Here is a 25,029-nt window from a genome sequence, read left to right as displayed (position 1 = left end):
GGCCGCGTTTCCTGCCATGATTTTCAGTGCGATCGGGCGGTTGCCACTCCGGGCCGTTTTCCTGCAAATAGACTGACACCGAGTTTACCATATGCTGGTCACAATTGGCCCAGCCAGTCCCAATATGAACCAAAAAGGAAACCTCCCCATGCAGAATCTGCCGGATCGGATGACCGCGGTTGCCATTTCAGAGCCGGGGGAGCCGGACGTTCTGTGTGCTGAAGAGCGTCCCATTCCCGAATTGGGACAGGGAGAGATCCTGATCAAGGTGGCAGCTGCCGGCGTCAACCGTCCGGATGTCCTGCAGCGCAAGGGCGCCTATCCGCCGCCCAAGGGGGCGTCCGACCTTCCGGGGCTCGAGGTCTCGGGCGAAGTGGTCGCTCTTGGAGAGGGGGCCGTGCGTCACAAGATCGGCGACAAGGTGATGGCGCTGACGCCCGGTGGCGGTTATGCGACTTACTGCAAGGCTCCGGAAGGTCACGCCCTGCCGGTTCCCAAGGGGCTCTCCATGGTGGAGGCGGCAGCCGTTCCGGAAACCTTTTTCACCGTCTGGACCAATGTATTCGATCGCTGCGGCCTGACGAGCGGCGAGCGCTTCCTGGTGCATGGCGGCACGTCTGGTATCGGCACGACGGCGATCCAGCTTGCAAAGGCTTTCGGCGCGGAGGTGTTTACCACCGTTGGCTCAGCTGAAAAGGCCGAGGCGGCGCGAAAGCTGGGTGCGGACCATGCCATCAACTATCGTGAGGCAAAGTTCGAAGAGGCAATTCAGGAGATCACCGGTGGGGAAGGTATCAACGTCATCCTGGATATGGTCGGCGGAGATTATGTCGAGCGGAACTGGAAGGCGGCGGCCGTCGAGGGGCGTATCTGCCAGATTGCAACGCTGAACGGCATTGCGGAGAACGTCAATTTCTCCCGGCTGATGGTCAAGCGCCTAATCCATACCGGATCGACCTTGCGCCCGCGCAGCGATGCCTTCAAGACAGCGATCGCGGAAAGCCTGACGGAGAAGGTCCTGCCTCTTCTCGAATCGGGCAAAGTCGCCCCGGTGATGGATTCCACCTATCCGTTGACCGAGGCTGCGGAAGCCCATCGGCGCATGGAAGGCTCTGGCCATATTGGTAAAATCGTCCTGACGGTAGATGTCTGATGCCGCAGGGATACCCCTGTGGATGCGATTGTTGCGCGAGTATTTGCGTTTCCGTGTGTTTCGACATATATTCCCGCCACTTTCCAGGAAATTGATCAAGGAACACCGCTTTTTCGCCCTGCCAGGCGAGGGAGCAGACGAGAGGAATTTATCTGATGGCGAACACGCCGCTTATGCCGAAGGCAACCGCCGTCTGGCTCGTGGACAACACCGCGCTGAGTTTCACTCAGATCGCCTCCTTCTGCAAACTGCATCCGCTTGAAGTGAAGGCCATTGCCGATGGCGAAGCCGCGCAAGGCATCAAGGGCCTTGACCCGATCCTGACCGGCCAGCTTTCCCGTGAAGAAGTCGAAAAGGCTCAGCGAGACCCGAACTATCAGCTGAAGCTGCAGGGGTCGAAGGTTGTCGTGCCCGAATCCAAGCGCAAGGGACCGCGTTATACGCCTGTGTCCCGTCGTCAGGACCGTCCGAATGCGATCCTGTGGCTGGTGCGCAACCACCCGGAACTGAAGGACGCGCAGATCATGCGTCTTGTCGGCACCACCAAACCGACCATTGCCGCAATCCGCGACCGGACCCACTGGAACTCTGCCAACCTGACGCCGTCCGACCCGGTCACCCTGGGTCTGTGCAGCCAGCTTGAGCTGGACATGGAAGTCGAAAAGGCGGCGAAGAACGCTCCGTTGCCGGCTGCCGGCGAAGCTAACGAGACCCTGATGTCCGTCGACGACAGCACCAGCGAAGACGCTATTGCGGCCGCTTTCGCGCTTGATGCTTCCAAGCCGATCCAGCGTGAGGAAGAAGAAGAAATCGATGCCGACGCCGTGTTCGCCAAACTGAACTCGCTGAAAAGCGAAGCTCAGGACGAAGGCGAGGAAGACGACGGAAACGGCGAAACCGAGGAAACCGAAGAAAACCGCTGATCGGTTCCTGTTTTCAGCAGATTTCAAAGCCGCCGGCTGGGATCAGCCGGCGGTTTTTATTTGACCCGTCGGGCGTGGATTTCCAGATTGCGCGCCTAGCGTGCAGAGTGCCGAACTTTCGTAGTGAGGCGTACCCAGATGATGTGAAACGCGTTGCCACGGTGCGGATCACACAATAGTCTGCCTGAAAAATTCGGGAGACGCTCATGACACACAGACTTTTGAAACTTGCCTTTGGCCTGACCCTCGCGTTTGGCACATTCCAGGCCCATGCCGAAACGCGGATCACCTACAAGTCCGCGAAAACCGGATCCTCCTATTACCAGATGGGCGTCCAGATCGCGGAAGCCATCAAGGCCGGCAGCAACGGTGACATGATTGTCACCGTGGAAGAAAGCCAGGGCTCCGTTCAGAACGTGATGGAAGCCAAGGCGCGCGGTGGAGACTATGTGTTCACGACGCCGCCTGTGCTCGTGTCCCTTGCCCAGGGCGGCAAGGCCATGTTCGAGGGCAAGAGCGATCCGAAATTCGACGAAATCCGCGCTCTGTTCCCGATCCCTTCGCTGACCATGCATTTCGTCATGTCGGGCGACAGTGGCGTGACCGACTTTGCCGGAATGGAAGGCAAGACGATTCTGCTCGGCAAAGGTTCTTTCGGGGCGAAGGAAGGCGAGAAATATCTCAAGATGTTCGGTCTGGACGGTAAGGTGAATATTGCCGACGCCGAACTTTCCAACGCCGTCGCTGCGCTCAAGAATGGTCAGATCGACGGTTTCGTAACCGCCGGTTCCTGGCCCGCGCCGAATGTCATCGAGGCTGCCGCTTCCACGGACGTGACAGTGCTTTCGCTCAGCGACGATCAGATTGCTGAAACCAAGCGGTCCAAGCTGGTTATCCCGGCCGGGACCTATGCCGGTCAGGCCGAAGACATTGCCACCACGTCGCTGCCGGTCGTCGCCTTTACGACCACCGCGATGGACGACGATACGGCCTATGCTTTGACCAAGACCTTCTGGGAAGAGAAAGCCAAGATGGGAGAAGAGGCTCCGTGGTGGAACGGTGTCGATCAGGCGCTGATGGCCAACATCACCGGCAAGATCCATCCGGGCGCCGTGCGCTACTATGAAGAAGCGGGCATCGAGTTGACCGACGCCCAGAAATAAGTTGCAGGAACGAGTGCGGGGCGCCATGGCAGGATCTGCCGGAAAGTGGCGCCCCTTGCTGTTCGTGTCGCAAGGCATCGGCCCGGCGAGAGTGTGCGCCGGGCGTTGCCTGGACCTTTCAAAGGTCACTTGTTCCAGCCGGGGGCAGGTGCCTCTCCGACAGATTGAAACCGTGCAAGCGGCTCGCGCACCCATCGGCCGAGCGGCTGCAGAGACAGATAGAATACCTGCCCATGATCAGTGGTGATATCGAGACATCGCCCTTCCAGCGAATGGCCATGCTTCTTCTTGCAACGGCGCTTGTGGTCTTTCATCTCGGGCTGATCTTTTCCGGCCTGGTGCCGAACCTCGTCAGCCGCCCGCTTCATCTTGCGTTCGCCCTGCCGTGGATCTTCATCTTTGCCAAAGGCGGCTTCATCACGCGTGCCAGCGGTGCAGTCCTGTGCGTTGCGGGGGTGGCTGTCTGCCTTTGGATCGCGGCAAATCAGTCTGCGCTCTCCGATCAATACGGCTTTCTGGAAGGCGACTTTCAGTTCTGGCTGGCGGGCATTCTGCTGCTTGTTGTGCTTGAAGGTGCGCGCCGCGCAATCGGCTGGCCCTTGCCTGTGGTGGCGGCGCTTGCACTGGCCTATGGCATGTTCGGTCAGTACATTCCCGGCGAGTTCGGCCATTCCGGCACACCGCTTGCCAGTTTTCTCGGCACGCTGACGATTGCCGAAGGCGGTGTCTGGGGCAGCCTGACCGGTGTCTCTGTGGGCGTGGTCGCCATTTTCGTGATTTTCGGTGCCGTTCTCAATGCCGGGGAAGCCGGGCAGGGATTCATGAATGTCGCCGCCGCCGCGGCTGGGCGGTTGAAAGGCGGCGCGGCCAAGGTGTCTGTGCTGTCCTCCGCGTTGTTCGGGTCCATTTCAGGGTCGGCGTCCGCCAATGTGGCCTCCACGGGCGCTATCACTTTGCCGGCCATGACGCGGCTCGGCTATCCGAAGAAACTGGCGGCGGCCGTCGAGGCCGTGGCCTCTTCCGGTGGCCAGATCATGCCGCCTCTGATGGGGGCAGGGGCCTTCGTCATGGTGGAACTGACGCGGGTGCCTTACACCCAGATCATGGCAGCGGCACTGCTGCCCGCAATCCTCTATTTCTTTGCGGTCTGGGTGGGCATCAATGCCTATGCAAAGCGGTATGACCTTGCCGGCATCGACCGGGAAGACCAGCCGCAGATGCGCCAGGTGGCCATCACCTCCGCCTTCTTTCTGGTGCCGTTTACCGTGCTTTTGTGGGGCATGTTCGTTGCGCGCTACACCCCGCAATATGCCGCCTGCATCGCCATTCTGGCCGGATTCGTACTGCTGTTCTTCAATGCCCGCGGCACTTTTGTAATCAAGGACATTCTGCTGCGGCTGGAGAGTGCCGTTGTCAACGCCGCCCGTCAGGTGTCGGTCATCGCCGCGATCATCGTTTGCGCGTCGATCATCATTGGTGTTCTGGCGATCACTGGTCTCGGCGTCAAGATCACGTCACTGATCCTGTCTGGATCCGGTGGCTATTTGTGGCCGTCTCTCTTCCTGACAGCGCTGGCCTGTCTGATCCTGGGCATGGAAGTGCCGACGACCGCTGCCTATGTGATCTGCGTTTCCGTTGCCGGACCGGCCCTCATGCAGCAGGGGCTGGAGCCCCTGCAGGCACATCTTTTCGTCTTCTGGTTCGCGCTGCTGTCGACCATCACGCCACCGGTCTGCGGCGCGGTTTTCATTGCCGCCGGCATGATCGGCGAAAACTGGCTGAAGGTCGCGCTTTCGGCGATGGCGCTGGGCATCGGTCTTTACATCATCCCGCTGGCCATGGTGGCCAATCCGGCGGTGCTGGAGCTTGCGGCCCGTCCGCTGCCGGCGCTGCTTGCTGCGGTGAAGATCGGCCTTGGTCTGGGCCTTGTTTCTTACGCGGTCATCGGCTTCAGGAAGCCCTTGCAGAAACTGGCAGCAGGCGGTGCTGGCCTTCTGGTGATCTTCGTTGGCGGCAATCTGCTTTAGGGGTTGACCCTAGGAGCCCTGGCCACAGCCTTCCGGCTTGAAGATCCGCTGCGTGGAGGCTGGATGGCGCAGCAGGGCTGCGGTCGGCCGGATTGGGCGCTGCCGAAAATTGCCGCCGCAGTTGGGGCAGGTGCCCTGCAGCACGTTCGTGGCGCAGTCCGCACAAAACGTGCATTCGAATGTGCAGATGAAGGCCTCTTCAGAGTCCGGCGGAAGGTCCTTGTTGCAGCATTCACAGTTTGGGCGCAGGTCCAGCATGGCGGTCTCCGGTAAGGATTGTCCGCCATAGGTCAGCCCTTGCGGACTGTCAGGTCAAGCGGCAGTCGCGGGCTAGCTCTTTCGGGTTCGGTTGCTGAAATCCACATTGCTGCTGTTCCCGAGCCCGTGCCTGAGACACAGGTAGATGATCGCAAGGCTTGCCAGCAGCCAGAGCCCGCCCCAGAAAATGGTTGGCCCGCCGAACTCTTCCGCCAGCATATAGGCGTCGGAACGGGCGCCCGAGCGGCGGATGGTGTCATCGAAGATGTCGAAGGGCACGTAGAGGATGCTGCTCAGGCCGATGACGCGCAGGATCAGGTCGTTGACCGTGACACTGAGATATCGCGCCGCCGCCAGCATGGCGACGCCAGTGCCAATGCAGAAGCCCAGGGCGAAGAGGTCGCGGACGTAGAGAAGCGCGACCAGCAAGGTGAAGGCGCCGAGCAGCCCGAGCACAATGCGGTCTGCGTCGGTCTTCAGCGCAATCATCAACAGCGCCATGCCGATGGCGAGTGAGCCGAGATATCCGGCAGTCAACGTCAGGAAACGGCTGCCGCCACGCGTGATCGCATGGCCGCCCTGCCAGGGGGAGAGCGAGATCTCCTCAACCGAACCGCCGGTCAGAATTGCAGACAGGGCGTGGGACAGTTCATGCAGATAGACGATCAGGATCTTCAGAGGCACAACGAGGAACGTGTTCCAGAAGAGGAACATTACCGTCGTGATCAGAATGAGCTGCCAATGGCCTTTGAGGATCTGCATGCGCTTGAAAAGTCTGTCTGAGGGCGGAAAAGTCAAGCAGCTTGTCAGAACAGCCGGACAGGACTTGCCACTTGGTCCGGCAATGCAGACGCGAGGCGAGGCTCAGCGTTCCGTCAGTTTCAGCTCGATCCGGCGGTTCTTGGCCAGAGCCTCCGGTGTATCGCCTTCTTGCAGCGGCTGGAATTCACCAAAGCCGGCGGCCACGAGCCGCTTGGGGTCGACGCCGCGCTCGATCAGGTAGCGGACCACGGAAATGGCGCGGGCTGCGGAAAGCTCCCAGTTGTTGCGAAGGCGTCCGGTGCCTGAAAGGGGGCGGGCGTCGGTGTGGCCGTCGACGCGCAGCACCCAGTTGATTTCGTCCGGGATCTGGGCGCTGAGTTCCTGGATGGCGTCGGCGAGCTTGTCGAGCTCCTGCCGGCCTTCCGGATTGATGTCTTCCTGGCCACTGTCGAACAGCACTTCTGACTGGAACACGAACCGGTCGCCGACAACGGAGATGTCGGAGCGTTGGGACAGGATCTCGCGCAGACGGCCGAAGAAGTCCGAGCGATAGCGCGACAGTTCCTGCACGCGCTGCACGAGCGCGGCGTTCAGCCTCTTGCCGAGGCTCGCGATCTTGGCCTGGCTATCGGCTTCCTTCGCCTCGGAGGCTTCAAGGGCAGCGTTGGCGGCAGCTATCTGGCGGCGCAGTGCCGCGATCTGCTGGTTGAGCAGCTCGACCTGGGCAAGGGCCTCTTGGCTGATCTGGCGTTCGTCGTCCAGCAGGTTTTCAAGCTGCGAGGCCCGTCCACCGGCGGCATCAGCAGCACCTGAACTGTTTTCGAGAAGGCCGGTCAGGCGGGTCTGTTCGGCTTGTGCGTCGGAAAGGCTGGCCTGCAGGCCAAGGATCGTGTCCTCAAGCTCTCCGGAGTTGGCGCGCTCCAGCGCCAGAAGCTCGGTCAATTCGCTGATCTGGGCATTCAGCCTGTTCAGCACCGTGTCGCGCCCCGAGAGCTGCTGCGACAGGAAGAACTGGGCAATCATGAAAATGGACAGAAGAAAGATGATGACGAGCAGCAGCGTCGCCATGGCGTCGACGAAACCGGGCCAGTAGTCGGTCGACTGAGCCCTGCGGCGGGCGCGCAATGCTGCCAGTCCGGCCATGGTTTACTCCTTCGCGCGGTCGAAAGCAGCAGAAATGGAGGACAGGAGCCCCTCGATGCGTTTTTGCTGTTCGCCCTGGGCTTCGGCCCAGTCGCGCATCATCTGCTGTTCGGAGCGAACGTGTTTGACGAGGCCCTGGATGCCTTCCGCCAGATTGGCCATGGCCTGATTGGCGTTCTTGCTGCCTCCGTCCTCGACGCTTTTCTGCAACGCGGAGATCGAGGCCTGTATCTGTTCGACACCCGGCGAATCCGGCGCGTTGAACAGACTTTCTTCCGGGTCGATGTCGGTGACCGTGGACAGCCAGTCTTCCAGTTCGTTGTAGAACCGGTTCTGCGCCTGTCCGGCCTGCAGATCCAGGAAGCCCAGCACCAGGGAACCCGTCAGGCCGAAGAGCGAGGACGAGAAGGCTGTGCCCATGCCGGAAAGGGGCGCTTCCAGGCCTGCTTTCAGGTCTTCAAAGATGACGTTGGCATCGCCCGAGCCGACGTCGAGCGACTGGATGGTGGCCCCAACCGAACTGACGGTCTGGAGCAGGCCCCAGAAGGTGCCGAGCAGGCCGAGGAACACCAGAAGGCCGGTGAGGTAGCGCGACATCTCGCGGCTTTCCTCAAGGCGCATGCCGATGGAATCGAGGATTGAGCGGGCGGTGGTTGGCGTCAGGGCCATGTCGCCGGACTTGTTGCCGAGCAACGCGGCCATTGGTGCCAGGAGCACCGGCGAGCGTGTGTCGAGGCCCGGGTCGCCGATCCGGAAACTGTTGACCCAGGAGATTTCCGGGAACAGGCGGATCACACGGCCGAACAGCAGCAGTATCCCGAACGCGCCGACAAACACGATCAGGCCATTCAGACCCGGGTTGCTCATGAAAGCCGTCGATATCTGCGGAAACAGGATGAAGGCAATGAAGGCAACGATCACCAGAAAGATGATCATGAAGGTCAGATAGGCCCGCGGACTGGACAGGCTGTAGGGGTCGAATTCACGGGCCATATTGCGTTATCAATCACCTGAATTGGACGTAACTGATTGATAGCGTGATTTTTAACGGCTTGGAAACCTCGAATTGCGGAAGAGGGCCGAATAAAGTCTGGAAAGCCCGAAAACAGCGGGTTTTATCCAAAGGGCACTTTGGTTTCGAAGAAGCCTAAACGGCCCATGCGGAAAGTCGGGCCACCAGCATGAGCTTTAGCCGCTCATGCCATGAATCGGAGCTCTGACGCCCCCCGGAGAAGGATTTCCGGGGCGTGAGGCTTAAGGCGAATGCTTGAAGCGATCAGCCTTGAGCCGGGGCAGCCGCCTTTTTCAGAAGCTGCAGCAGGTATTTGTGGGCAACTTCGTTGCCGGCAACCACATCGCCGCTGTCCAGCATCTTGTGCTTGCCCTGAAGATCGCTGACGAAGCCGCCGGCTTCGCGCACCATCAGAAGGCCGGCCGCGATGTCCCAGGAATTGAGATTGCGCTCCCAGAAGCCGTCGAGGCGGCCGGATGCGGTCCAGGCAAGATCGAGGGCGGCAGCGCCGCAGCGGCGGACGCCTGCCACTTCCGGCATGATGTGGCGCAGTTCGCGCAGGGTGCGGCCATGGTCACCCATCCCGATGAAGGGAAGGCCGGTGCCGAACACCATCTCATGCAGTTCCGAGCGGCCGGCAACGCGCAGACGGCGATCGTTGAGGAAGGCGCCGCGGCCACGCTCCGCGGTGTAGAGCTCGTCCATCACCGGGTTGTATATGACGCCGGCAACGATCTCGCCAGCCCGTTCCAGGGCGATGGAGGTGGCGAAGATCGGAATCCCGTGCAGGAAGTTGGTGGTGCCGTCGAGCGGGTCGACATGCCAGCGGTGCTGTCCGTCCGTTCCCTCGACTTCGCCGCTTTCTTCCATCACCAGCCCGAATGTCGGGCGGGCCTTGGTCAGCTCGGCACGCACGATATCCTCGGCCCGGCGGTCTGCAGCCGAGACGAAATCGCCGGGTCCCTTGCGGGACACCTGAAGGTTTTCAACTTCACCGAAATCGCGAACCAGAGAGCGTCCGGCTTTCGTTGCGGCTTGAACCATCACGTTGAGGAGAGCTGTGCGGGCCATTTTTCGTCACTTGTTGTTGGGCGCCGCCCGGCGAAATCCGGGCGCGCCAGTTTGAAGTCTTGCCGGTCGGAGATCAGTCCGCGCGGCGGACGTATTCCAGAGAGCCGGTGTCGACGATGATCTTTTCGCCAGCCGTGATGAACGGCGGAACCATGACGCGCACACCGTTTTCCATCAGTGCGGGCTTGTAGGACGACGACTGGGTCTGGCCCTTTACCACCGCGTCGGCTTCCCGGATTTCCAGGGTGACGAACTGCGGCAGGGTGATGCCGATAGGACGCTCTTCATGCAGCTCCACGGTCACCATCATGCCGTCCTGCAGGAAGGCGGCACGGTCGCCGACGAAATCAGCCTGAAGTTCCAGCTGCTCGTAGGTTTCCGTGTCCATGAAGATCAGCATGTCTTCCTGGGTGTAGAGATACTGGAAGTCTTTTTGTTCCAGGCGGACGCGCTCGACCTTGTCTTCGGAGCGGAAACGCTCGTTGAGCTTGCGGCCATCGAGCAGGTTTTTCATTTCAACCTGTGCGAAGGCGCCGCCTTTGCCTGGCTTGACGTGTTGGACTTTGACTACCGCCCAAAGCGTGTCCTGGTGCTGAAGCACGTTACCGGGCTTAATTTCGTTTCCGTTGATTTTCATGGAACGACCGACTGTTTGATTTGTTTGGATCGCAAGATCTGTTGACCATTGGAAATCTGCCGCGTTCGATGGGGTTACCACCCAAACCACGACAAAACTCCAAAACTCAACAGAACCTGTAGCAGGGCGGTGACCGGCGGGACGCCGGTGCGCCTGAATTTTGCTCGCGCCTGTCCACCACAAAAGCCGGTGGAGTTCAAGGAAAAAAGGCAAACAGCCTTACGATTGCGGGCTTCGGCGCAAGGTTTACGGAGATTCCGTCCCGGGCTCCTGTGACGGAGCCATCAATGTAGCCGAATATTGTTCGGCAAGCTTGCGCGCTTCGTCCATCGTGGTCTCGTCCAGGCTCTCGACAATCCTGTCGAGCGAGAAATCCGAAACGCCGAGTGTTCTGGCAATCAGGTGCCAGCCTGCGGCGGCGGCGAAATCCTGCTCCCGTCCGCGGCCATAGGCATAGACCCGCGCCAGCCGGTTCATCGCGACAGGGTTGCCTGCGGTGGCGGCACGTTCGAACCAGTCCGCGGCTTCCGCCTCGTTCGGATCCACGCCTTTGCCCTGGAACCTCAGGATGCCGTAATAGACCTGTGCGGACGTGTGCCCGCGGCGGGCCGCGCGCCCCAGCCAGAACGCGCCAAGCCCGGGGTCGTTCAGGCCGGTCTGCGCTTCCAGATAAGACAGGCCAAGCGCATATTGGGCCTCGGGATCGTTGAGCTTGGCTGCTTGTTCCAGAAGCTCGCGCGATTTCTCCTCATTGAAGGGACGGCCTTCGCCTTCCTGGTAGAGCAGGGCGAGATTGTAGAGCGCGGACGCATTACCAGCGTCGGCCGCTTCTTCGAAAAGATCGGCCGCCTTCTTCTTGTCGACCTCGACTCCGGTGCCCAGCAAATAGAGCTGAGCCAACTGCATGGCGGAGCCGGTGTCGCCCTGTGCGGCGGCCAGGCTGTACCAGTCGGCAGCCTTGGCCCTGTCCTGGTGAATGCCAAGCCCGGCTTCGTGCAGCACACCCAGCAGGGCCTGGGCCGCCTTGTCGCCTTCTTCCGCAAGCGGGGTCGCCAGACCGAGCGCGGTCAGGAACCAGCCACGCTGGAACGCGGCATAAGCGGTTTCAGCGGTGGCGACAGTCCCTTCGTCCAGTTTTGGCGGGCCCGCGTCAACGATGCTCAGAAGCGTCTTGTCCTTAGTCGTGACGTCGATCAGGACCGGTAACGGCTTGCCGTCCGCATCTGTCGGCGTTTCCACCTTGGGGGCCGCGCCATCGTCTTTCGTCGTTTCGCTGGTACCGGCATTTTCCTGTGGCTTAGCCTGCGCCTGGGCCTGAGCAGGAGACGACGGCGCGAATGAGAGCACCCCGGCTGCCAACAGCCCTGCGGCCATCAGAGATGGGGCGATTAGTTTGCGGCGTGGGCTCGTTTCAGGTGTCGGCATGCATCCAGCTCGGGCTATTCGGCTTCAGGAAAGGGATGGGCGTCCAGAATACGGTTTGCTTCGGCGATAACAGTAGAAATCTCTTCGGTGGATTGCCAGACGGCATCCTTCACGGCGACGAAATCCGCTCCGGTTGCGGCAACCTCTGCCAGCGTGTCGAGCGTGTTGCCGGCGAGCGCGACACAGGGTGTTTCGAACAGCTCCGCCCACCACGACGCGCTGGCCAGGGTCCTGTCGTGGGCTTGCGCCTTTTCAGGCAGATCAAGCTTGCCGAACAAGATGTAATCGACCCCGGTTTCGGCCCATTCCATGGAATCATGCTTCAGCTTGGTGCCGCCGGTGCCGACGATACGATCGGGTTTGAAGCTTTCCACTGCCAGCTTGAGGTCTTCCAGCGATGTGTCGACATGAACGCCGTCGGCTCCGCTGCGGCCGGCCGCCTGGGTGTCGCGGTAGATGATGGCCGCCGCGCCGCCTTCCTGAATGATCGGAACAAGCTCGCTTGCGGCGGCCTGCAGATCCTTGGTGCTGGCGCCGGGCCGGTAGACCATCACGCAAGCGATGTCACCGCCGGTGAAGGCCTGTTTGAGCTTGGCCGCCATGTCGGCGGTGTCAAATTCCGGCGGCGTCACGAGAAAGAGGCGGGGACGGTTCACTTGTGCGGTCCTGATTGATGTCTGATCGGGATTTTGTCCCTAAAGACGGCGAAAGAGGGACGCAAGGCCCCTCTTTCAAGAAAGTGAAAGAATTTCTGTGCCGGTCCGGCCGAAAATCACGCGATCTTCGGATCCAGTTCGCCACTCTGATAGCGTTTGGCCATATCGGCAAGCGTAATGGTTTTCTTGATCTTGGACGCCTGACCTGCGGTGTTGAAGGCTTCCAGCCGCTCGACGCACAGCTTCTGCATGGCATCGCGGGCAGGCTTCAGATATTTGCGCGGATCGAATTCGCCCGGGTTTTCGCTCAGGATCTTGCGGATCTGGCCGGTCATCGCCATGCGGTTGTCGGTGTCGATGTTGACCTTGCGCACGCCATTCTTGATGCCGCGCTGGATTTCTTCCACCGGCACACCCCAGGTCTGCGGCATCTCGCCACCGTACTGGTTGATGATGTCCTGCAGGTCCTGCGGCACGGAAGACGACCCATGCATGACAAGGTGGGTTTCCGGCAGACGGCGGTGAATTTCCTCGATCACATGCATGGCGAGAATGTCGCCGTCCGGCTTGCGGGTGAACTTGTAGGCGCCGTGGCTGGTGCCCATGGCGATGGCCAGTGCGTCGACCTTCGTTTCCTGGACGAACTTGACGGCTTCCTCCGGGTCGGTCAGCAGCTGCTCCTGGCTGAGCTTGCCTTCCGCGCCGTGGCCGTCTTCCTTGTCGCCCATGCCGGTTTCCAGTGATCCCAGAACGCCGAGTTCGCCCTCGACGGAGATGCCGCCCAGATGGGACATGTCGGTCACGGTCTTGGTGACGCCGACGTTGTAATCCCAGTTCGCCGGGGTCTTGCCGTCGGCTTCCAGCGAGCCATCCATCATCACCGAGGTGAAACCGGCCTGTATAGCCGTCATGCAGGTCTGCGGTGCGTTGCCGTGGTCCAGATGCACGCAGACCGGAATGTGCGGAAAGATTTCCACGACCGCGTCCATCATGTGCTTCAGCATCACGTCGTGAGCATAGGACCTTGCACCGCGGGAGGCCTGAATGATGACCGGCGCATCGGTCTGGTCGGCCGCTGCCATGATCGCCAGCGCCTGCTCCATGTTGTTGATGTTGAATGCCGGAACGCCGTAGTCGTGTTCAGCGGCATGATCAAGAAGCTGGCGGAGGGTGATACGTGCCATCAAAAATCTCCTGAGGAAGCGGTTCCGTTTAGCCGACAAGGCTTGCGAAAAATCTCGACACCTATTTTGCGGTGCGTCAAGTCCCGGTCGTTCTAGCAAGATTTTCAGCCATGAACAGAGGGTCGCGGCCGCCTAAATCAATTAAAACACAAGGGCCTGCCGGAAAACGCGCTGTGAGATTTAATTCGTGGATCGAATTAAATTGAGGCGTTCAAACTGCCCGGCCCGTGACAGCTTAAACCGGGGAACTGATATCGACAAACGTTCCGGCCGGATCCCTGACAATCATCCGCATCTGGCCATAGGGCATTTCACGCGGTGCCTCGACCACATTCACACCAAGCGCCTGGGCGCGTTCGTAGACTTCAGCGCAATCGTTGACGACAAATGTGAGGATCACCCCGGTGGTGGCTCGCTGCGCACGGGCCGGGACAATCTCGCTTGTCTGTTTCAGGATGCCGAGTTCGAGGGAAGGGTTTTCCGCATCTGCCAGACTGACGAACCAGTCGGACACGAATTGGGGCTTCATGGCCAACAGATCCTGGTAAAAGGCCGCCGTTGCGGCGACCTCCTCGGTCAGAATATTGGTGAAACAGCGCTGCATTGCGATTCCCTGTCCCTTGGAGCCGTCAGCCTTCGAGTGCCTTTACGCCCGGCAGTTCCTTGCCTTCCAGCCATTCCAGGAAAGCACCGCCGGCGGTAGACACATAGGAGAAATCGTCCGCGGCGCCAGCATGATTGAGCGCTGCAACGGTGTCGCCGCCTCCAGCCACGGAGTTCAGCTTGCCTGCCTTTGTGTTGGCCGCAGCATGTTTGGCTGCCGCCACGGTTGCGGTATCAAAGGGTGCGATCTCGAAGGCGCCCAGCGGCCCGTTCCAGACGAGGGTCTTGGCAACATCGATCTTGGATTTCACGGTCTCGATGGAGGCCGCACCCACGTCCAGAATCATGCCGTCTGCCGGAATGGCATCGAGCGCGACGGTTTCGTTTTCCGCACCGGCCTTGAATTCCTTCGCCACGACGGCATCGGCCGGAAGGACGATCTCGCAACCGGCCTTGTCGGCTGCGGTCATGATGCGTTTCGCCGTTTCCGCAAGATCATGCTCGCACAGAGACTTGCCGACATCCGTTCCCTTTGCGGCCAGGAAGGTGTTGGCCATGCCGCCGCCGATCACCAGCATGTCGACCCTGGTCACAAGGTTTTCCAGGAGATCGATCTTGGAAGAAACCTTTGCTCCCCCCACCACGGCGAGAACCGGACGGACCGGATTGCCGAGTGCGGAGCCGAGGGCTTCCAGTTCGGCCTGCATGGTGCGTCCGGCATAGGCGGGCAGCAGCCGGGCAATGCCTTCGGTGGAGCCGTGGGCCCGGTGTGCGGCCGAAAAGGCGTCGTTGACGTAGATATCGCCATTGGCGGCAAGAGCCTTGGCAAAGTCCGGGTCGTTCTTTTCCTCGCCTGCATGGTAGCGGGTGTTTTCCAGGAGTAGGACATCGCCGTCGGCCATGACGTCGACAGCATCCTTCGCGGCCTCGCCGATGCAGTCGTCTGCAAAGACCACGGGTTTGCCGAGCAGGCCGGCGACCGCCGATGCGACCGGGCCGAGCGACATGTCGGCAACGCGCTCCCCTTTTGGTCGACCGAAGTGGGCCAGCAAAATGACCTTGGCCTTCTTGTCGGACAGCTCGCGGATGGTTGGCAGAACGCGTTCGATACGGGTCGTATCCGTCACCTTGCTGCCATCCATCGGCACGTTGAGGTCGACACGGACCAGAACACGTTTGCCGGCAATGTCAGTCAGATCATCGAGAGTTTTGAAAGCCATTGAATTACCTATTGGGAAGCACCTGTCATCAAGGACGGCTGGAGTTTGTGGAAACGGCGATGCCGATACCGAACAAGGTCAGCAGAATGCCGAAAGAGCGCTCCATCCAGAGCTTGGCACGCATGAACTTGAGGCGCACGGCAGGCAGGGTGAAGAAGAAGGTTACCAGGACGAACCACAGGAACACGCCGCCGGCCATGATCACGCCGTAGCCGATCTGGGTCCAGAGCGGCGTTGCGGGAGAGGTCACCTGCAGGAAAACCGACAGGGCGAACATGGTTGCCTTCGGATTGGTCACATTTGTGAAGAACCCCCAGCGGAGCGCGCGGAAGGGGGACATTCCGGACAGGGTACCATCGGCCGGCATCTCCTTCGATGCCGTGCGGTACATGGTGACGCCCAGGAAAACGAGGTAGGCCGCGCCGATCAGCTTCAACGCGTTGAAGAGCAGGATCGACTGGGAAACGATCAGGCCGATGCCCGCCAGCGCGTAAGTGACATGAACGCCAAGCGCGAGCGCGATGCCGAGCGCAGTCATGATACCGGCGAGACGTCCGCCGATGAGAGCGTTGCGGAGGACGACGGCAAAATCTGGCCCGGGAACGATTGCGACCACGACGGTCAGCGAAATGACGGTAAGCAGTTCGATCAAAAAGGAAAACTCCGGGAAGGGAAAAATGTGGTTTTGGAAGGTTAGTGATCAGGCGGTGTTTGAAGGTTGGCCATCGTTTCGGTCTTCTGGCCATCCACATCCGGCTGCCAGCTCCGTTTTGTGTTTCCTGAGGAGCGTTCCTTCGACCGTTCGACGAAATAGAAGCCGACGCCGATCAGCACAATAAATCCGAAAAGAAATGTCAGAGTGGTCATTTTCCGGACCCTTCAATTGGTGTCAGGAATTTCCGGGCGGAAATTCGGCTTTTGGGAGACGTCGGTATTGTAGCTGTCAAGGACAGGCTCCGAGTCCCGATCTGAAGGGGGGCGTTCCTTGTCCCTCTTCAAATCAACCCAGTAGTAGCCGAAACCTACCAGGCAACCAACTGTAAACAATGACCCAATAATGACCAGCAAGGCAGTCATGATGGCGTCTCCAGGACTGAACTGCGCGTTTCTGCAGTTCCAGTCTACATGACCTTTGCCCTTGAGCTATGCCTGAAATGAAAATCGTATCGCGGTCTTGCCGGACCTGGCGTCCGTGCCGACCAAAAAAAGACGCCGGATTATCCGGCGTCTTTTGGAAGCAACAATCAGATGAGCTTTGCCATTGCCACGGCCGTGTCGGCCATGCGGTTGGAGAAGCCCCACTCGTTGTCGTACCAGGTCAGAATGCGCACGAAGGTGCCGTCCATGACCTTGGTCTGGTCGCAATGGAAGACCGAGGAGTGGCTGTCATGGTTGAAGTCCATGGACACCAGCTTGTCTTCGGTGTAGCCGAGCACGCCCTTCAGCTTGCCATTGGCGGCGGACTTGATGGCTTCGTTGATCTCCTCGACGGTGGTGTCGCGCTTGGCGATGAAGTTCAGGTCGACCACGGAAACGTTCGGGGTCGGAACGCGGATGGCGACACCATCCATCTTGCCGGCCAGTTCCGGCAACACCAGGCCGACGGCCTTTGCAGCGCCGGTCGAGGTCGGGATCATGGACATGGCCGCGGCGCGGGCGCGGTAGAGATCCTTGTGCATGGTGTCCAGGGTCGGCTGGTCACCCGTATAGGAGTGGATCGTGGTCATGAAGCCTTTTTCGATGCCGATGGCTTCGTTCAGCACATAGGCGACCGGGGACAGGCAGTTGGTGGTGCAGGACGCGTTGGAAACCACCAGGTCGTTGGCGGTCAGCGCATCGTGGTTGACGCCGTAGACGATGGTCTTGTCGGCACCGTCGGCCGGAGCGGAGACCAGAACGCGCTTGGCGCCGGCTTCCAGATGCATGGAGGCCTTTTCCTTGGCGGTGAAGATGCCGGTGCATTCCATGGCGATTTCAACGCCGAGTTCGCCCCAGGGCAGTTCCTTCGGATCGCGAATCGCTGTCACTTTGATCGGCTTGCCGCCGCCAACGGAAATGGTGTCGCCGTCGACCTTGACCTCTGCCGGGAAACGGCCGTGAACGCTGTCATAGCGCAGCAGGTGCGCGTTGGTCTCGACCGGGCCCAGGTCGTTGATTGCAACGACTTCAATGTCGGTGCGGCCGGATTCGACGATGGCGCGCAGCACGTTGCGGCCGATGCGTCCAAATCCATTGATTGCTATCTTGGTTACCATAATCCACTCCCGCAATCTTCGGTGGGCCCCATTCGGAGCTAAACCGATTTAAAGACCACTCACTGTGGTCACTTGATGAGCAGCTTAGTGCTCGAAAGGCCCGGCACCATAGGGGGAATTCGTGGTGCCGGGAATTGATCTAGGTTAAACGCTGAGCTTTGCCTTGGCAGCTGCGACGACGGCGTCCGCCGTGATGCCGAAATGCTCGTAGAGTTCCTTGTAAGGACCACTCGCGCCAAAGCCGGACATGCCGACAAAGATGCCGTCGGAATCGATGAAACGGTCCCAACCCATGCGGATGCCGGCTTCAACGGCAATCTTGACCGGGCTGTTGCCGATAACGGCGGCCTTGTAGTCGTCGGATTGAGCTTCGAACAGTTCGAACGATGGCACAGACACCACGCGCACGGCAATGCCGGCTGCGCTCAGGTCCTTATGTGCATCAACCGCGATCTCCACTTCCGAACCGGTCGCGAAGATGGTTACGGCTGCGTCGTCGTCGCTGTCGATCAGCACATAGGCGCCCTTGGCGCAGAGGTTGTCTTCCTCATAGCTCTTGCGCAGTGACGGCAGATTCTGGCGGGTCAGGGCCAGGACCGACGGTCCGTCACGGTTTTCCAGCGACAGCTGCCAGCACTCGAGGGTCTCGGTGATGTCGGCCGGGCGGAAGAAGGCCAGGTTCGGAATCGCGCGCAGGGCGGCGAAATGTTCCACCGGCTGGTGGGTCGGACCATCTTCGCCAAGACCGATGGAGTCGTGGGTCATGACATGAATGACCCGCTGGCCCATGAGCGCTGCAAGGCGGATCGACGGACGGCAGTAATCGGAAAAGATCAGGAAGCCGCCGGAATAGGGGATCAGGCCGCCATGCAGAGCCATGCCGTTCATGGCTGCCGCCATGCCGTGTTCGCGAATGCCGTAGTGAATGTACCGGCCGGAGAAATCGTCCGGTGTGACCGGTTCGGTCTGCGAGGTCTTGGTGTTGTTGGACCCGGTCAGGTCGGCAGAGCCGCCGATGGTTTCCGGCACGACTTCGTTGATGACGGTCAGAACAGCTTCGGACGCCTTGCGGGTCGCCATGGTGGGCTGTTCGTCGGCGAGCTTTTTCTTGTAGTCCAGAACGGCCTTGCTGAAGCCGGCCGGCAGATCGCCACGGTTGCGGCGCTCGAATTCGGCACGGGTCTCGGCATCGGCCTCGGCAAACCGCTTCTGCCAATCCTTGTGAGCCTGGGCAGAGCGCAGGCCGGCGATGCGCCAGGCATCCAGAATGTCGCTCGGAACTTCAAACGCCTCGTGCGGCCAGTTAAGCGCGGCGCGGGTGAGGGAAATCTCTTCGGCACCAAGCGGCGAGCCATGGACCTTCGCGGTGCCGGACTTGTTCGGAGCGCCAAAGCCGATGGTGGTCTTGGCTGCAATCAGGGTCGGGCGATCGCTGGCCTGGGCCTGGCGGATCGCTGCGGAGATGGCAACCGGATCGTGACCGTCGACGCTGAGCGTGTTCCAGCCAGAGGCGGCAAAACGGGCCTGCTGATCGGTAGAATCGGTGATCTCGACCTTGCCGTCGATGGAAATGCCGTTGTTGTCCCAGATGACGATCAGCTTGTTGAGCTTCAGATGGCCCGCCAGCGACAGGGCTTCCTGGCTGATGCCTTCCATGAGGCAGCCGTCACCGGCCAGCACATAGGTGTAGTGATCGACAAGGTTTTCACCAAAGCGGTTGGACTGCAGGCGTTCGGCGATCGCCATGCCGACCGCGTTGCCCAGACCCTGGCCGAGCGGCCCGGTGGTGGTCTCGATGCCGGCGCCGTGGCCGTATTCCGGGTGGCCCGCAGTGCGCGCGCCGAGCTGACGGAAATTCTTCAGCTCATCGAGAGAGAAATCTTCATAGCCGAGCAGATACAGCAGGCCGTAAAGCAGCATGGAGCCGTGACCTGCGGACAGAACGAAGCGGTCGCGGTCGGCCCAGTTCGGGGAGGTCGGATCGAATTTCAGGAATTCGGTGAAAAGAACTGTCGCGATATCCGCAGCGCCCATCGGCAGGCCTGGGTGACCGGAATTAGCCTTCTCCACGGCATCGATGGCAAGAAAGCGGATCGCATTTGCCATGCGCTGGTGTTTGTCAAGATCGGTCATCGTCGTTCCGTTGCTTGCTTTGGAGCCCCCCTTGGCCGCAGCAGGGCGCTCGGCAAGGTTGTTTTGAGGTGCGATGCTCAAGAATTAACTTTCGTCAATCTCGAACAAGCGCCAGACAAATATCAGGAACCGCACCCGAGTCAATAAAGCTGCTTTGGGTCTCTTGCGCGCACCGGCGGGGAATAATTTTTCCGATCACACGTTATAGAGTTGAGGATTCTGCCAATGCTGGCATTGACTGGAAGAAGTTGCGGCGCCTAAGCTCGGCGCTCTAACGAAGATTTGCTTTTTCGCCGTGAAACGTGCTTGGCCACACATTTCCCGAAATGTCCGTAATTTGAGCAGCAATTCCAAGGTCGAAAGCGCAAAATCTCCAGTCTGACCTGGGAAGGAATGGGCGGACCGCCGCAGAAGAACGATTGGGACGACGTAATTAATGGCGGATGTCGACTGCATGGAAAAGACCAGCCTGGCCGATGCGGTAAAGCGTCTGGACAAAGCCGTCGGTAGTCTCGAAGCAGCCGTCCAGCGGCGCCTTGACGCAGACAGGTCATTGAATGCCTTGCAGGACGATCTGCAGCGACTCGGCGAAGACCGCTCCCAATTGGCAGCCTCACTCGATGAAAGCGAAGCCCGGGCTTCGCGGCTGGAAGAAGCCAACCGGGATGTGTCCCGGCGGCTCGTCTCGGCGATGGAAACCATTCGCAGCGTGCTCGACGCGCACGGAGGCTAGGCGGAAATGGCTCAAATCACGGTTACCATCAACGGCAAATCCTTCCGTATGGCTTGCGACGACGGCGAGGAAGAGCGCCTGATGGGCCTTGCCGCGCGTTTCGACGGCTGGATCAACGACCTGAGAGGCGCCTTCGGTGAAATCGGCGACCAGCGCCTGACGGTGATGGCCGGCATCATGGCGGCCGACCAGCTTTCGGAGCTGGAGCGCAAGGTTGCCGGGCTTGAAGAGCAACTGGCAGACGCCAGGAAACAGCAGGTGGCTGCGCTCGACAACATGAGCCATAACGAGGAAGAGCTGTCGCGGGCCGTCAACACGGCCGCAGCGCGCATCGAAAGCCTTGCGGATGGCCTGTCCAAGAGTTTGCGCGCCCAGGACAACGCCTGAGGCGGTTGCCGGATCGGCATCTTGCAGCAAAGGCTGCGTGTGTTCACACCAGCCAATTTCAAGAAACTTCGTTTGTGATGAATCTCATGCCGCACTGGTAATTGCGGCTGCACCGGATTATATGCGGTACTTGCGGCTGCCCGATACGTCAGGAACATTATCCCCGGGGCCTTACGCATCCCCTCGGGAGCTGTCCCTGCGCTGGGCCGTGGTCCGTTGCATACGGCGCCCACCTACATAGTAGGTTTCCCGGGATTGCAAATCCAACGGTCGGGCGGCTGCGCGTTTCATTTTCAGGACGCGGGCCGAAACATTCAGTCGAGGCCTCATGACCGACCTTTCCATCATCGCAGCCGAAAAAGACAAGCTCCGCAAGGAAGTGCTGGCCCGCCGCAAGGCAATGCCGGTGGTCGAGCGGATCGAACTCAGCCTCCAGCTTGCCGATCATGCCGAGGATCTGCCGTTGCCGGCGGGGGCGGTGGTGGCCGGCTTTTGGCCGATCCGGGACGAGATCGATCCGCGTCCGCTGATGGATCGCCTTCGCCAGCTCGGGCATCCTCTGTGTCTGCCCGTGATGACCGGCCCGAGCCTCATTTTCCGCCGTTTGGAACGGGATACGGAGCTGGTCTCCGCCGGGTTCGGCACGTCGGAACCGGGCCCCTCGTCCGAAGAGGTGCGGCCGGAGGTTCTTCTGATGCCGCTTGCCGGCTTTGACGGCGCAGGCACGCGCATCGGTTACGGCAAGGCTTTTTACGACACGACAATTGCGCAGTTGCAACAGTCCGGCCCCCTTTTGTGCATCGGGCTTGCGTTTTCCTTGCAGGAGGTTGACCACGTCCCTTCGGAGGAGCATGACAAGCCGTTGAATGGAATTCTGACCGAACAAGGGTACCGGGCGTTCGGGTGACGGCGAAATTGAGAGCCGGAAGCAGGCCGCCCAGTGAAGAGATATGCGTATTCTGTTTCTGGGCGATCTCGTCGGCCGTGTGGGCCGCACCGCCGTCATTGAGCAATTGCCGGAGCTGGTGGAAAGCAACCAGCTCGATTTCGTGATCGTCAACGGCGAGAACGCAGCGTCCGGGTTCGGCATTACCGAGGCGATCCTGCAGGATGTTCTGGACGCCGGGGCCGACGTGGTGACCACCGGCAATCACGTGTGGGACCAGCGGGACACGCTGGTCTATATCGAACGGCAGGACAGGCTGCTTCGGCCGGTGAATTATCCCTCCGGAACACCAGGGCGCGGGGCGCATCTGTTCACCGCCAGAAACGGCGCGCGGGTGATGGTCGCCAACGTAATGGGCCGGGTCTACATGGACGCGCTCGACGATCCCTTCGCCGCCATCGACAACGTCGTCAACGGGTGTCCGCTTGGCGATGTGGCCGATGCCATCATCATCGACATGCACGCAGAAGCCACCAGCGAGAAACAGGCCATGGGCCATTTTCTGGATGGCCGGGTCAGCCTTGTTGTCGGCACGCACACCCATGTGCCGACGGCCGATCACCAGATCCTGGAAAACGGCACGGCCTATATGTCGGACGCCGGCATGTGCGGGGCCTATGACAGCGTGCTTGGCATGGACAAGGAAGAACCGGTCAACCGGTTCCAGCGCAAAATTCCGAGCTCCCGGTTCACGCCGGCAACCGGCAATGCCACGATCTGCGGCGTTGCCATCGAGACCGATGATCGCACGGGACTTGCCGAGCAAATCGCGCCGATCAGAATAGGCGGACGTCTGGAACCCGTGATCCCGTCCTTCTGGCCGAATGGGGGCTGACCACCGGCGCGTTTTTCTCTGCGCTGGATTTTCCGGGTCAACTTGCCTATAAGCGGCGCAGTTTTCATCGACATCACCTGTAAAGAACCGAGAAGAGCCATGGCAGGCCATTCAAAATTCAAGAACATCATGCACCGCAAGGGACGCCAGGACGCGGCCCGCTCCAAGATGTTCTCCAAACTGTCCAAGGAAATCACCGTCGCCGCGAAGATGGGCGACCCGGATCCGGATGCGAACCCGCGTCTTCGCCTTGCCGTTCAAAACGCCAAGGCCCAGTCGATGCCGAAGGACAACATCCAGCGGGCGATCAACAAGTCCCAGTCCGGTGACGGCGACAACTACGAAGAAGTCCGCTACGAAGGCTACGGCCCGGCAGGCGTTGCCGTCGTTGTCGAGGCCCTGACCGACAACCGCAACCGCTCCGCGTCCAACATCCGCTCCTATTTCACCAAATGCGGTGGATCTTTGGGGGAAACCGGATCGGTGTCCTTCATGTTCGACCGGGTTGGCGAGATCATCTACAAGCCGGAAGCTGGTGAACCCGACGCGGTTCTGGAAGCGGCGATCGAAGCTGGCGCGGAAGATGTGCAATCCGACGAGAGCGGTCACACGATCTACACCGCCTTTGAAGATCTGAACGAGGTTTCCGCAGCGCTGGAAAAGGCTCTGGGCGAAGCGGATTCGACCAAGATCATCTGGAGGCCGCAGAACCTGACACCGGTCAATGCGGACAAGGCCCAGACCATGATGAAACTCATCGACATGCTGGAAGACGACGACGACGTTCAGAACGTCTACTCCAACTTCGATGTCGACGAAGAAACCATGGCCTCGCTGGCATCCTGAGATCTTCAGGAGATGGATTTCGAAAACCCCGGTCTTGCCGGGGTTTTTCTTTTGGAGAACAGGAAGGCATTCGCCAGGTCCGTGCCAACTGTACCTCCCCCTAACGGCTCCCCACAACGGGGAGGGGAATGCCGCCTTACCGATTTGGCAGGCTGCCGTCTGCTGCATAAGCTGAATAGGCGTTTCCGCGCCTGGGGCCTGGCCTCTGTCCCCCTCGTGGGGTGTGGGGAAGGGAGGGCTCAGGCGATCGTGGAGCAAAGGAAACTGATCAGATGTTCGACATCTTCAACCTGACGCAGAAGGACCCGAAAACCTTGCAGGAGCGGGCGCTGAAGTTGGCGGAAGAGGCCGGCGAGCTGGCGCAGGCGGTGCTTTCGGCGACGAAGGCGCCAGGCAGCGAATACAAGAAGCAGACATTGGCGGACGTGCGTGAGGAGGCCGCCGATGCTGCCATTGTTGCCCTCAGTGTTCTGGCTCAGGCATCTGCGAGCAAGGAAGAGTTCGAGGCTGAGCTCAACCGGCTGATGGCGGCAAAATGCGCCAAATGGCAGGAGAAGCTTCAGGAAAAGACGCTGGGCGAATAGGGCTTGCGTTGAGATTTGCTGACTGTTTTTACCAACTTCATGACCTGTAACAGGACGGGCTTAGTCATTTTCGACCTCATCCTGAGGAAGCGCGAAGCGCTGTCTCGAAGGATGGGCTGCATACACCGGAGCAAGGGGCCCATCCTTCGAGACGCCGCTGTGCGGCTCCTCAGGATGAGGCTGTCTGGGGTGCGGAAACGCTTCAACGGCGGGACCGTCTAGCGGAACAGCGGGTCGAGCAGGGGCATGCTTGAAAGGGCCGCGAGGGCGATCAGGCCGTAGGCCAGCTTGCGGTAGAGGGAGGGGTTGGCGCGCTTGAAGCCGTTGGACCCCAGGTAGATGGCAAGGGCATAAACAGGGATCGCCATCACCAGGAGCTGGAACACTTCCAGCGTAAAGAAGCCATTGAAGATATAGGCAATGAAGGTGCCGACGCTTGCCAGCGCGAAGAAGACGATCAGGTTGGCGCGCACGATGGCCGGTTCCTTGGCGCTCGACAGCCAGAAGGCAACGACCGGTGGGCCGGAGACCTGCGAGATGCCGCCGAGCACACCGGCAATCGCACCGACACCTAAGGACACCGGTCTGGATGGCTTGCGTTCATAGCGCCAGCCGGAGACCAGCAGCAGCAGCAGGCCCGTGACGATTGCAAAGATCGTCCAGCGCAGAACCAGGACGTCCGCATTGGCCAGCAGCCACGCGCCGACCTGCACGAAAACCACCGCGCCAATAACCGCGGGAAGCACCGTCGCCCAGTTGCACAGTCTCAGCGCCCGAACCACCAGCGGCAGAGCGACGATGCCGTCGATGAACAGAAAGGTGGCGGCTGCGGTCGACGGCAGCATGACGCTGGCAGCCACCGGCATGAAGATCATTCCAGCGCCAAACCCGGCAAATCCGCGCACGCAGCCGGCCACGAACAGGACGGCAGCGAGAAACGCCAGAAGGCCGGGCGGAAAGGAATTGAAGATGTTGGCCATGGGGTCTCGCTGGTCGGACGGGATCGGAAACGTTGAGGCCCGGCAGATGGTGGTTCTGTGCGGGGAGGGGCCTGCCGCGCGCGGCAAGGCCTG

At 60.4% G+C, this 25,029-nt stretch carries 27 protein-coding genes and 1 other RNA gene; 11 read left to right on the top strand and 17 right to left on the bottom strand.

The features are described 5' to 3' along the window. Nucleotides 1-148 precede the first annotated feature (148 nt). The 4 genes from AC2A6O_RS07195 to AC2A6O_RS07180 all read left to right on the top strand — a co-directional run bounded on the left by AC2A6O_RS07195 (nucleotide 149) and on the right by AC2A6O_RS07180 (nucleotide 5,266). Nucleotides 149-1,153, top strand: a complete 1,005-nt coding sequence (locus tag AC2A6O_RS07195; protein ID WP_498926285.1) for an NAD(P)H-quinone oxidoreductase — start codon at nucleotides 149-151, stop codon at nucleotides 1,151-1,153. A gap of 155 nt (nucleotides 1,154-1,308) precedes the next feature. Beyond that, the gene (locus tag AC2A6O_RS07190) at nucleotides 1,309-2,076 is read left to right on the top strand and encodes a DUF1013 domain-containing protein (RefSeq protein WP_148582959.1); all 768 of its coding nucleotides are present in this window, start codon (nucleotides 1,309-1,311) and stop codon (nucleotides 2,074-2,076) included. Between the two features lie 206 nt (nucleotides 2,077-2,282). After that, nucleotides 2,283-3,239 (top strand): TAXI family TRAP transporter solute-binding subunit, encoded by a 957-nt coding sequence (locus AC2A6O_RS07185; protein WP_498926284.1) that lies wholly within the window; start codon nucleotides 2,283-2,285, stop codon nucleotides 3,237-3,239. A gap of 233 nt (nucleotides 3,240-3,472) precedes the next feature. Beyond that, nucleotides 3,473-5,266: a TRAP transporter permease gene (locus tag AC2A6O_RS07180; protein WP_498926283.1), complete on the top strand. Its 1,794-nt coding sequence runs from the start codon at nucleotides 3,473-3,475 to the stop codon at nucleotides 5,264-5,266. 9 nt (nucleotides 5,267-5,275) lie between these two features. Here the strand turns inward: AC2A6O_RS07180 and AC2A6O_RS07175 are convergent, their stop codons facing one another. The 16 genes from AC2A6O_RS07175 to tkt form a co-directional block, all read right to left on the bottom strand. Continuing rightward, nucleotides 5,276-5,524, bottom strand: a complete 249-nt coding sequence (locus tag AC2A6O_RS07175) for a DUF1272 domain-containing protein (RefSeq protein WP_498926282.1) — start codon at nucleotides 5,522-5,524, stop codon at nucleotides 5,276-5,278. Nucleotides 5,525-5,596: 72 nt separating this feature from the next. Beyond that, nucleotides 5,597-6,286: a M50 family metallopeptidase gene (locus AC2A6O_RS07170; protein ID WP_498926281.1), complete on the bottom strand. Its 690-nt coding sequence runs from the start codon at nucleotides 6,284-6,286 to the stop codon at nucleotides 5,597-5,599. 102 nt (nucleotides 6,287-6,388) lie between these two features. Next, nucleotides 6,389-7,429, bottom strand: a complete 1,041-nt coding sequence (locus AC2A6O_RS07165) for a peptidoglycan -binding protein (protein WP_148582955.1) — start codon at nucleotides 7,427-7,429, stop codon at nucleotides 6,389-6,391. 3 nt (nucleotides 7,430-7,432) lie between these two features. After that, nucleotides 7,433-8,422, bottom strand: coding sequence for a flagellar motor protein MotA (locus AC2A6O_RS07160; RefSeq protein WP_148582954.1), 990 nt, complete (start codon nucleotides 8,420-8,422; stop codon nucleotides 7,433-7,435). Between the two features lie 283 nt (nucleotides 8,423-8,705). After that, on the bottom strand, nucleotides 8,706-9,512 hold the full coding sequence (locus tag AC2A6O_RS07155; protein WP_148582953.1) for an inositol monophosphatase family protein: 807 nt from the start codon (nucleotides 9,510-9,512) through the stop codon (nucleotides 8,706-8,708). Between the two features lie 73 nt (nucleotides 9,513-9,585). After that, a complete protein-coding gene (gene efp / locus AC2A6O_RS07150; protein WP_148582952.1) occupies nucleotides 9,586-10,149 on the bottom strand; it encodes an elongation factor P in 564 nt (187 codons plus the stop codon). Between the two features lie 246 nt (nucleotides 10,150-10,395). After that, nucleotides 10,396-11,574 (bottom strand): tetratricopeptide repeat protein, encoded by a 1,179-nt coding sequence (locus AC2A6O_RS07145; protein WP_498926280.1) that lies wholly within the window; start codon nucleotides 11,572-11,574, stop codon nucleotides 10,396-10,398. Nucleotides 11,575-11,588: 14 nt separating this feature from the next. Further along, nucleotides 11,589-12,230: a thiamine phosphate synthase gene (locus tag AC2A6O_RS07140; RefSeq protein WP_498926279.1), complete on the bottom strand. Its 642-nt coding sequence runs from the start codon at nucleotides 12,228-12,230 to the stop codon at nucleotides 11,589-11,591. A gap of 116 nt (nucleotides 12,231-12,346) precedes the next feature. After that, nucleotides 12,347-13,414: a class II fructose-bisphosphate aldolase gene (gene fba / locus AC2A6O_RS07135; protein WP_498926278.1), complete on the bottom strand. Its 1,068-nt coding sequence runs from the start codon at nucleotides 13,412-13,414 to the stop codon at nucleotides 12,347-12,349. Between the two features lie 235 nt (nucleotides 13,415-13,649). Then, nucleotides 13,650-14,018 (bottom strand): VOC family protein, encoded by a 369-nt coding sequence (locus AC2A6O_RS07130; RefSeq protein WP_498926277.1) that lies wholly within the window; start codon nucleotides 14,016-14,018, stop codon nucleotides 13,650-13,652. Nucleotides 14,019-14,043: 25 nt separating this feature from the next. Further along, complete coding sequence (locus AC2A6O_RS07125) at nucleotides 14,044-15,237, bottom strand: phosphoglycerate kinase (protein WP_498926276.1); 1,194 nt, start codon at nucleotides 15,235-15,237, stop codon at nucleotides 14,044-14,046. 28 nt (nucleotides 15,238-15,265) lie between these two features. Beyond that, nucleotides 15,266-15,889 carry a LysE family transporter gene (locus tag AC2A6O_RS07120; RefSeq protein WP_498926275.1) on the bottom strand — a complete coding sequence of 208 codons (624 nt, stop codon included), beginning with the start codon at nucleotides 15,887-15,889 and terminating at the stop codon, nucleotides 15,266-15,268. A 41-nt stretch (nucleotides 15,890-15,930) separates the two neighbouring features. Then, a complete protein-coding gene (locus tag AC2A6O_RS07115) occupies nucleotides 15,931-16,104 on the bottom strand; it encodes a hypothetical protein (RefSeq protein WP_153297093.1) in 174 nt (57 codons plus the stop codon). Between the two features lie 12 nt (nucleotides 16,105-16,116). After that, a complete protein-coding gene (locus AC2A6O_RS07110) occupies nucleotides 16,117-16,314 on the bottom strand; it encodes a hypothetical protein (RefSeq protein ID WP_148582945.1) in 198 nt (65 codons plus the stop codon). Nucleotides 16,315-16,481: 167 nt separating this feature from the next. Next, the gene (gap, locus tag AC2A6O_RS07105) at nucleotides 16,482-17,492 is read right to left on the bottom strand and encodes a type I glyceraldehyde-3-phosphate dehydrogenase (RefSeq protein ID WP_148582944.1); all 1,011 of its coding nucleotides are present in this window, start codon (nucleotides 17,490-17,492) and stop codon (nucleotides 16,482-16,484) included. Nucleotides 17,493-17,636: 144 nt separating this feature from the next. Then, on the bottom strand, nucleotides 17,637-19,625 hold the full coding sequence (gene tkt, locus AC2A6O_RS07100; RefSeq protein WP_498926274.1) for a transketolase: 1,989 nt from the start codon (nucleotides 19,623-19,625) through the stop codon (nucleotides 17,637-17,639). A gap of 454 nt (nucleotides 19,626-20,079) precedes the next feature. On the opposite strand from tkt, the gene AC2A6O_RS07095 reads away from it, so the two are divergent. The 7 genes from AC2A6O_RS07095 (at nucleotide 20,080) to AC2A6O_RS07065 (ending at nucleotide 23,956) form a co-directional block, all read left to right on the top strand. Next, on the top strand, nucleotides 20,080-20,358 hold the full coding sequence (locus AC2A6O_RS07095; protein WP_162854994.1) for a DUF4164 domain-containing protein: 279 nt from the start codon (nucleotides 20,080-20,082) through the stop codon (nucleotides 20,356-20,358). 6 nt (nucleotides 20,359-20,364) lie between these two features. After that, nucleotides 20,365-20,745: a cell division protein ZapA gene (locus AC2A6O_RS07090; RefSeq protein ID WP_148582941.1), complete on the top strand. Its 381-nt coding sequence runs from the start codon at nucleotides 20,365-20,367 to the stop codon at nucleotides 20,743-20,745. A gap of 130 nt (nucleotides 20,746-20,875) precedes the next feature. After that, nucleotides 20,876-21,030: non-coding RNA, 6S RNA (ssrS, locus tag AC2A6O_RS07085), on the top strand. 43 nt (nucleotides 21,031-21,073) lie between these two features. Continuing rightward, nucleotides 21,074-21,652 carry a 5-formyltetrahydrofolate cyclo-ligase gene (locus AC2A6O_RS07080; protein ID WP_498926273.1) on the top strand — a complete coding sequence of 193 codons (579 nt, stop codon included), beginning with the start codon at nucleotides 21,074-21,076 and terminating at the stop codon, nucleotides 21,650-21,652. A gap of 43 nt (nucleotides 21,653-21,695) precedes the next feature. Further along, nucleotides 21,696-22,526, top strand: coding sequence for a TIGR00282 family metallophosphoesterase (locus AC2A6O_RS07075; RefSeq protein WP_148582939.1), 831 nt, complete (start codon nucleotides 21,696-21,698; stop codon nucleotides 22,524-22,526). A 99-nt stretch (nucleotides 22,527-22,625) separates the two neighbouring features. Further along, nucleotides 22,626-23,372, top strand: a complete 747-nt coding sequence (locus AC2A6O_RS07070; protein WP_148582938.1) for a YebC/PmpR family DNA-binding transcriptional regulator — start codon at nucleotides 22,626-22,628, stop codon at nucleotides 23,370-23,372. 272 nt (nucleotides 23,373-23,644) lie between these two features. Then, nucleotides 23,645-23,956 carry a MazG-like family protein gene (locus tag AC2A6O_RS07065; RefSeq protein WP_498926272.1) on the top strand — a complete coding sequence of 104 codons (312 nt, stop codon included), beginning with the start codon at nucleotides 23,645-23,647 and terminating at the stop codon, nucleotides 23,954-23,956. A 218-nt stretch (nucleotides 23,957-24,174) separates the two neighbouring features. Here the strand turns inward: AC2A6O_RS07065 and AC2A6O_RS07060 are convergent, their stop codons facing one another. Next, the gene (locus AC2A6O_RS07060) at nucleotides 24,175-24,936 is read right to left on the bottom strand and encodes a sulfite exporter TauE/SafE family protein (RefSeq protein ID WP_498926271.1); all 762 of its coding nucleotides are present in this window, start codon (nucleotides 24,934-24,936) and stop codon (nucleotides 24,175-24,177) included. Between the last annotated feature and the right edge of the window lie 93 nt (nucleotides 24,937-25,029).

Source organism: Labrenzia sp. ATLA3 (genome assembly GCF_057180185.1).
The sequence above is the reverse complement of the archived record's forward strand: the minus strand, read 5'-3'. Positions and strand labels throughout refer to the sequence as shown.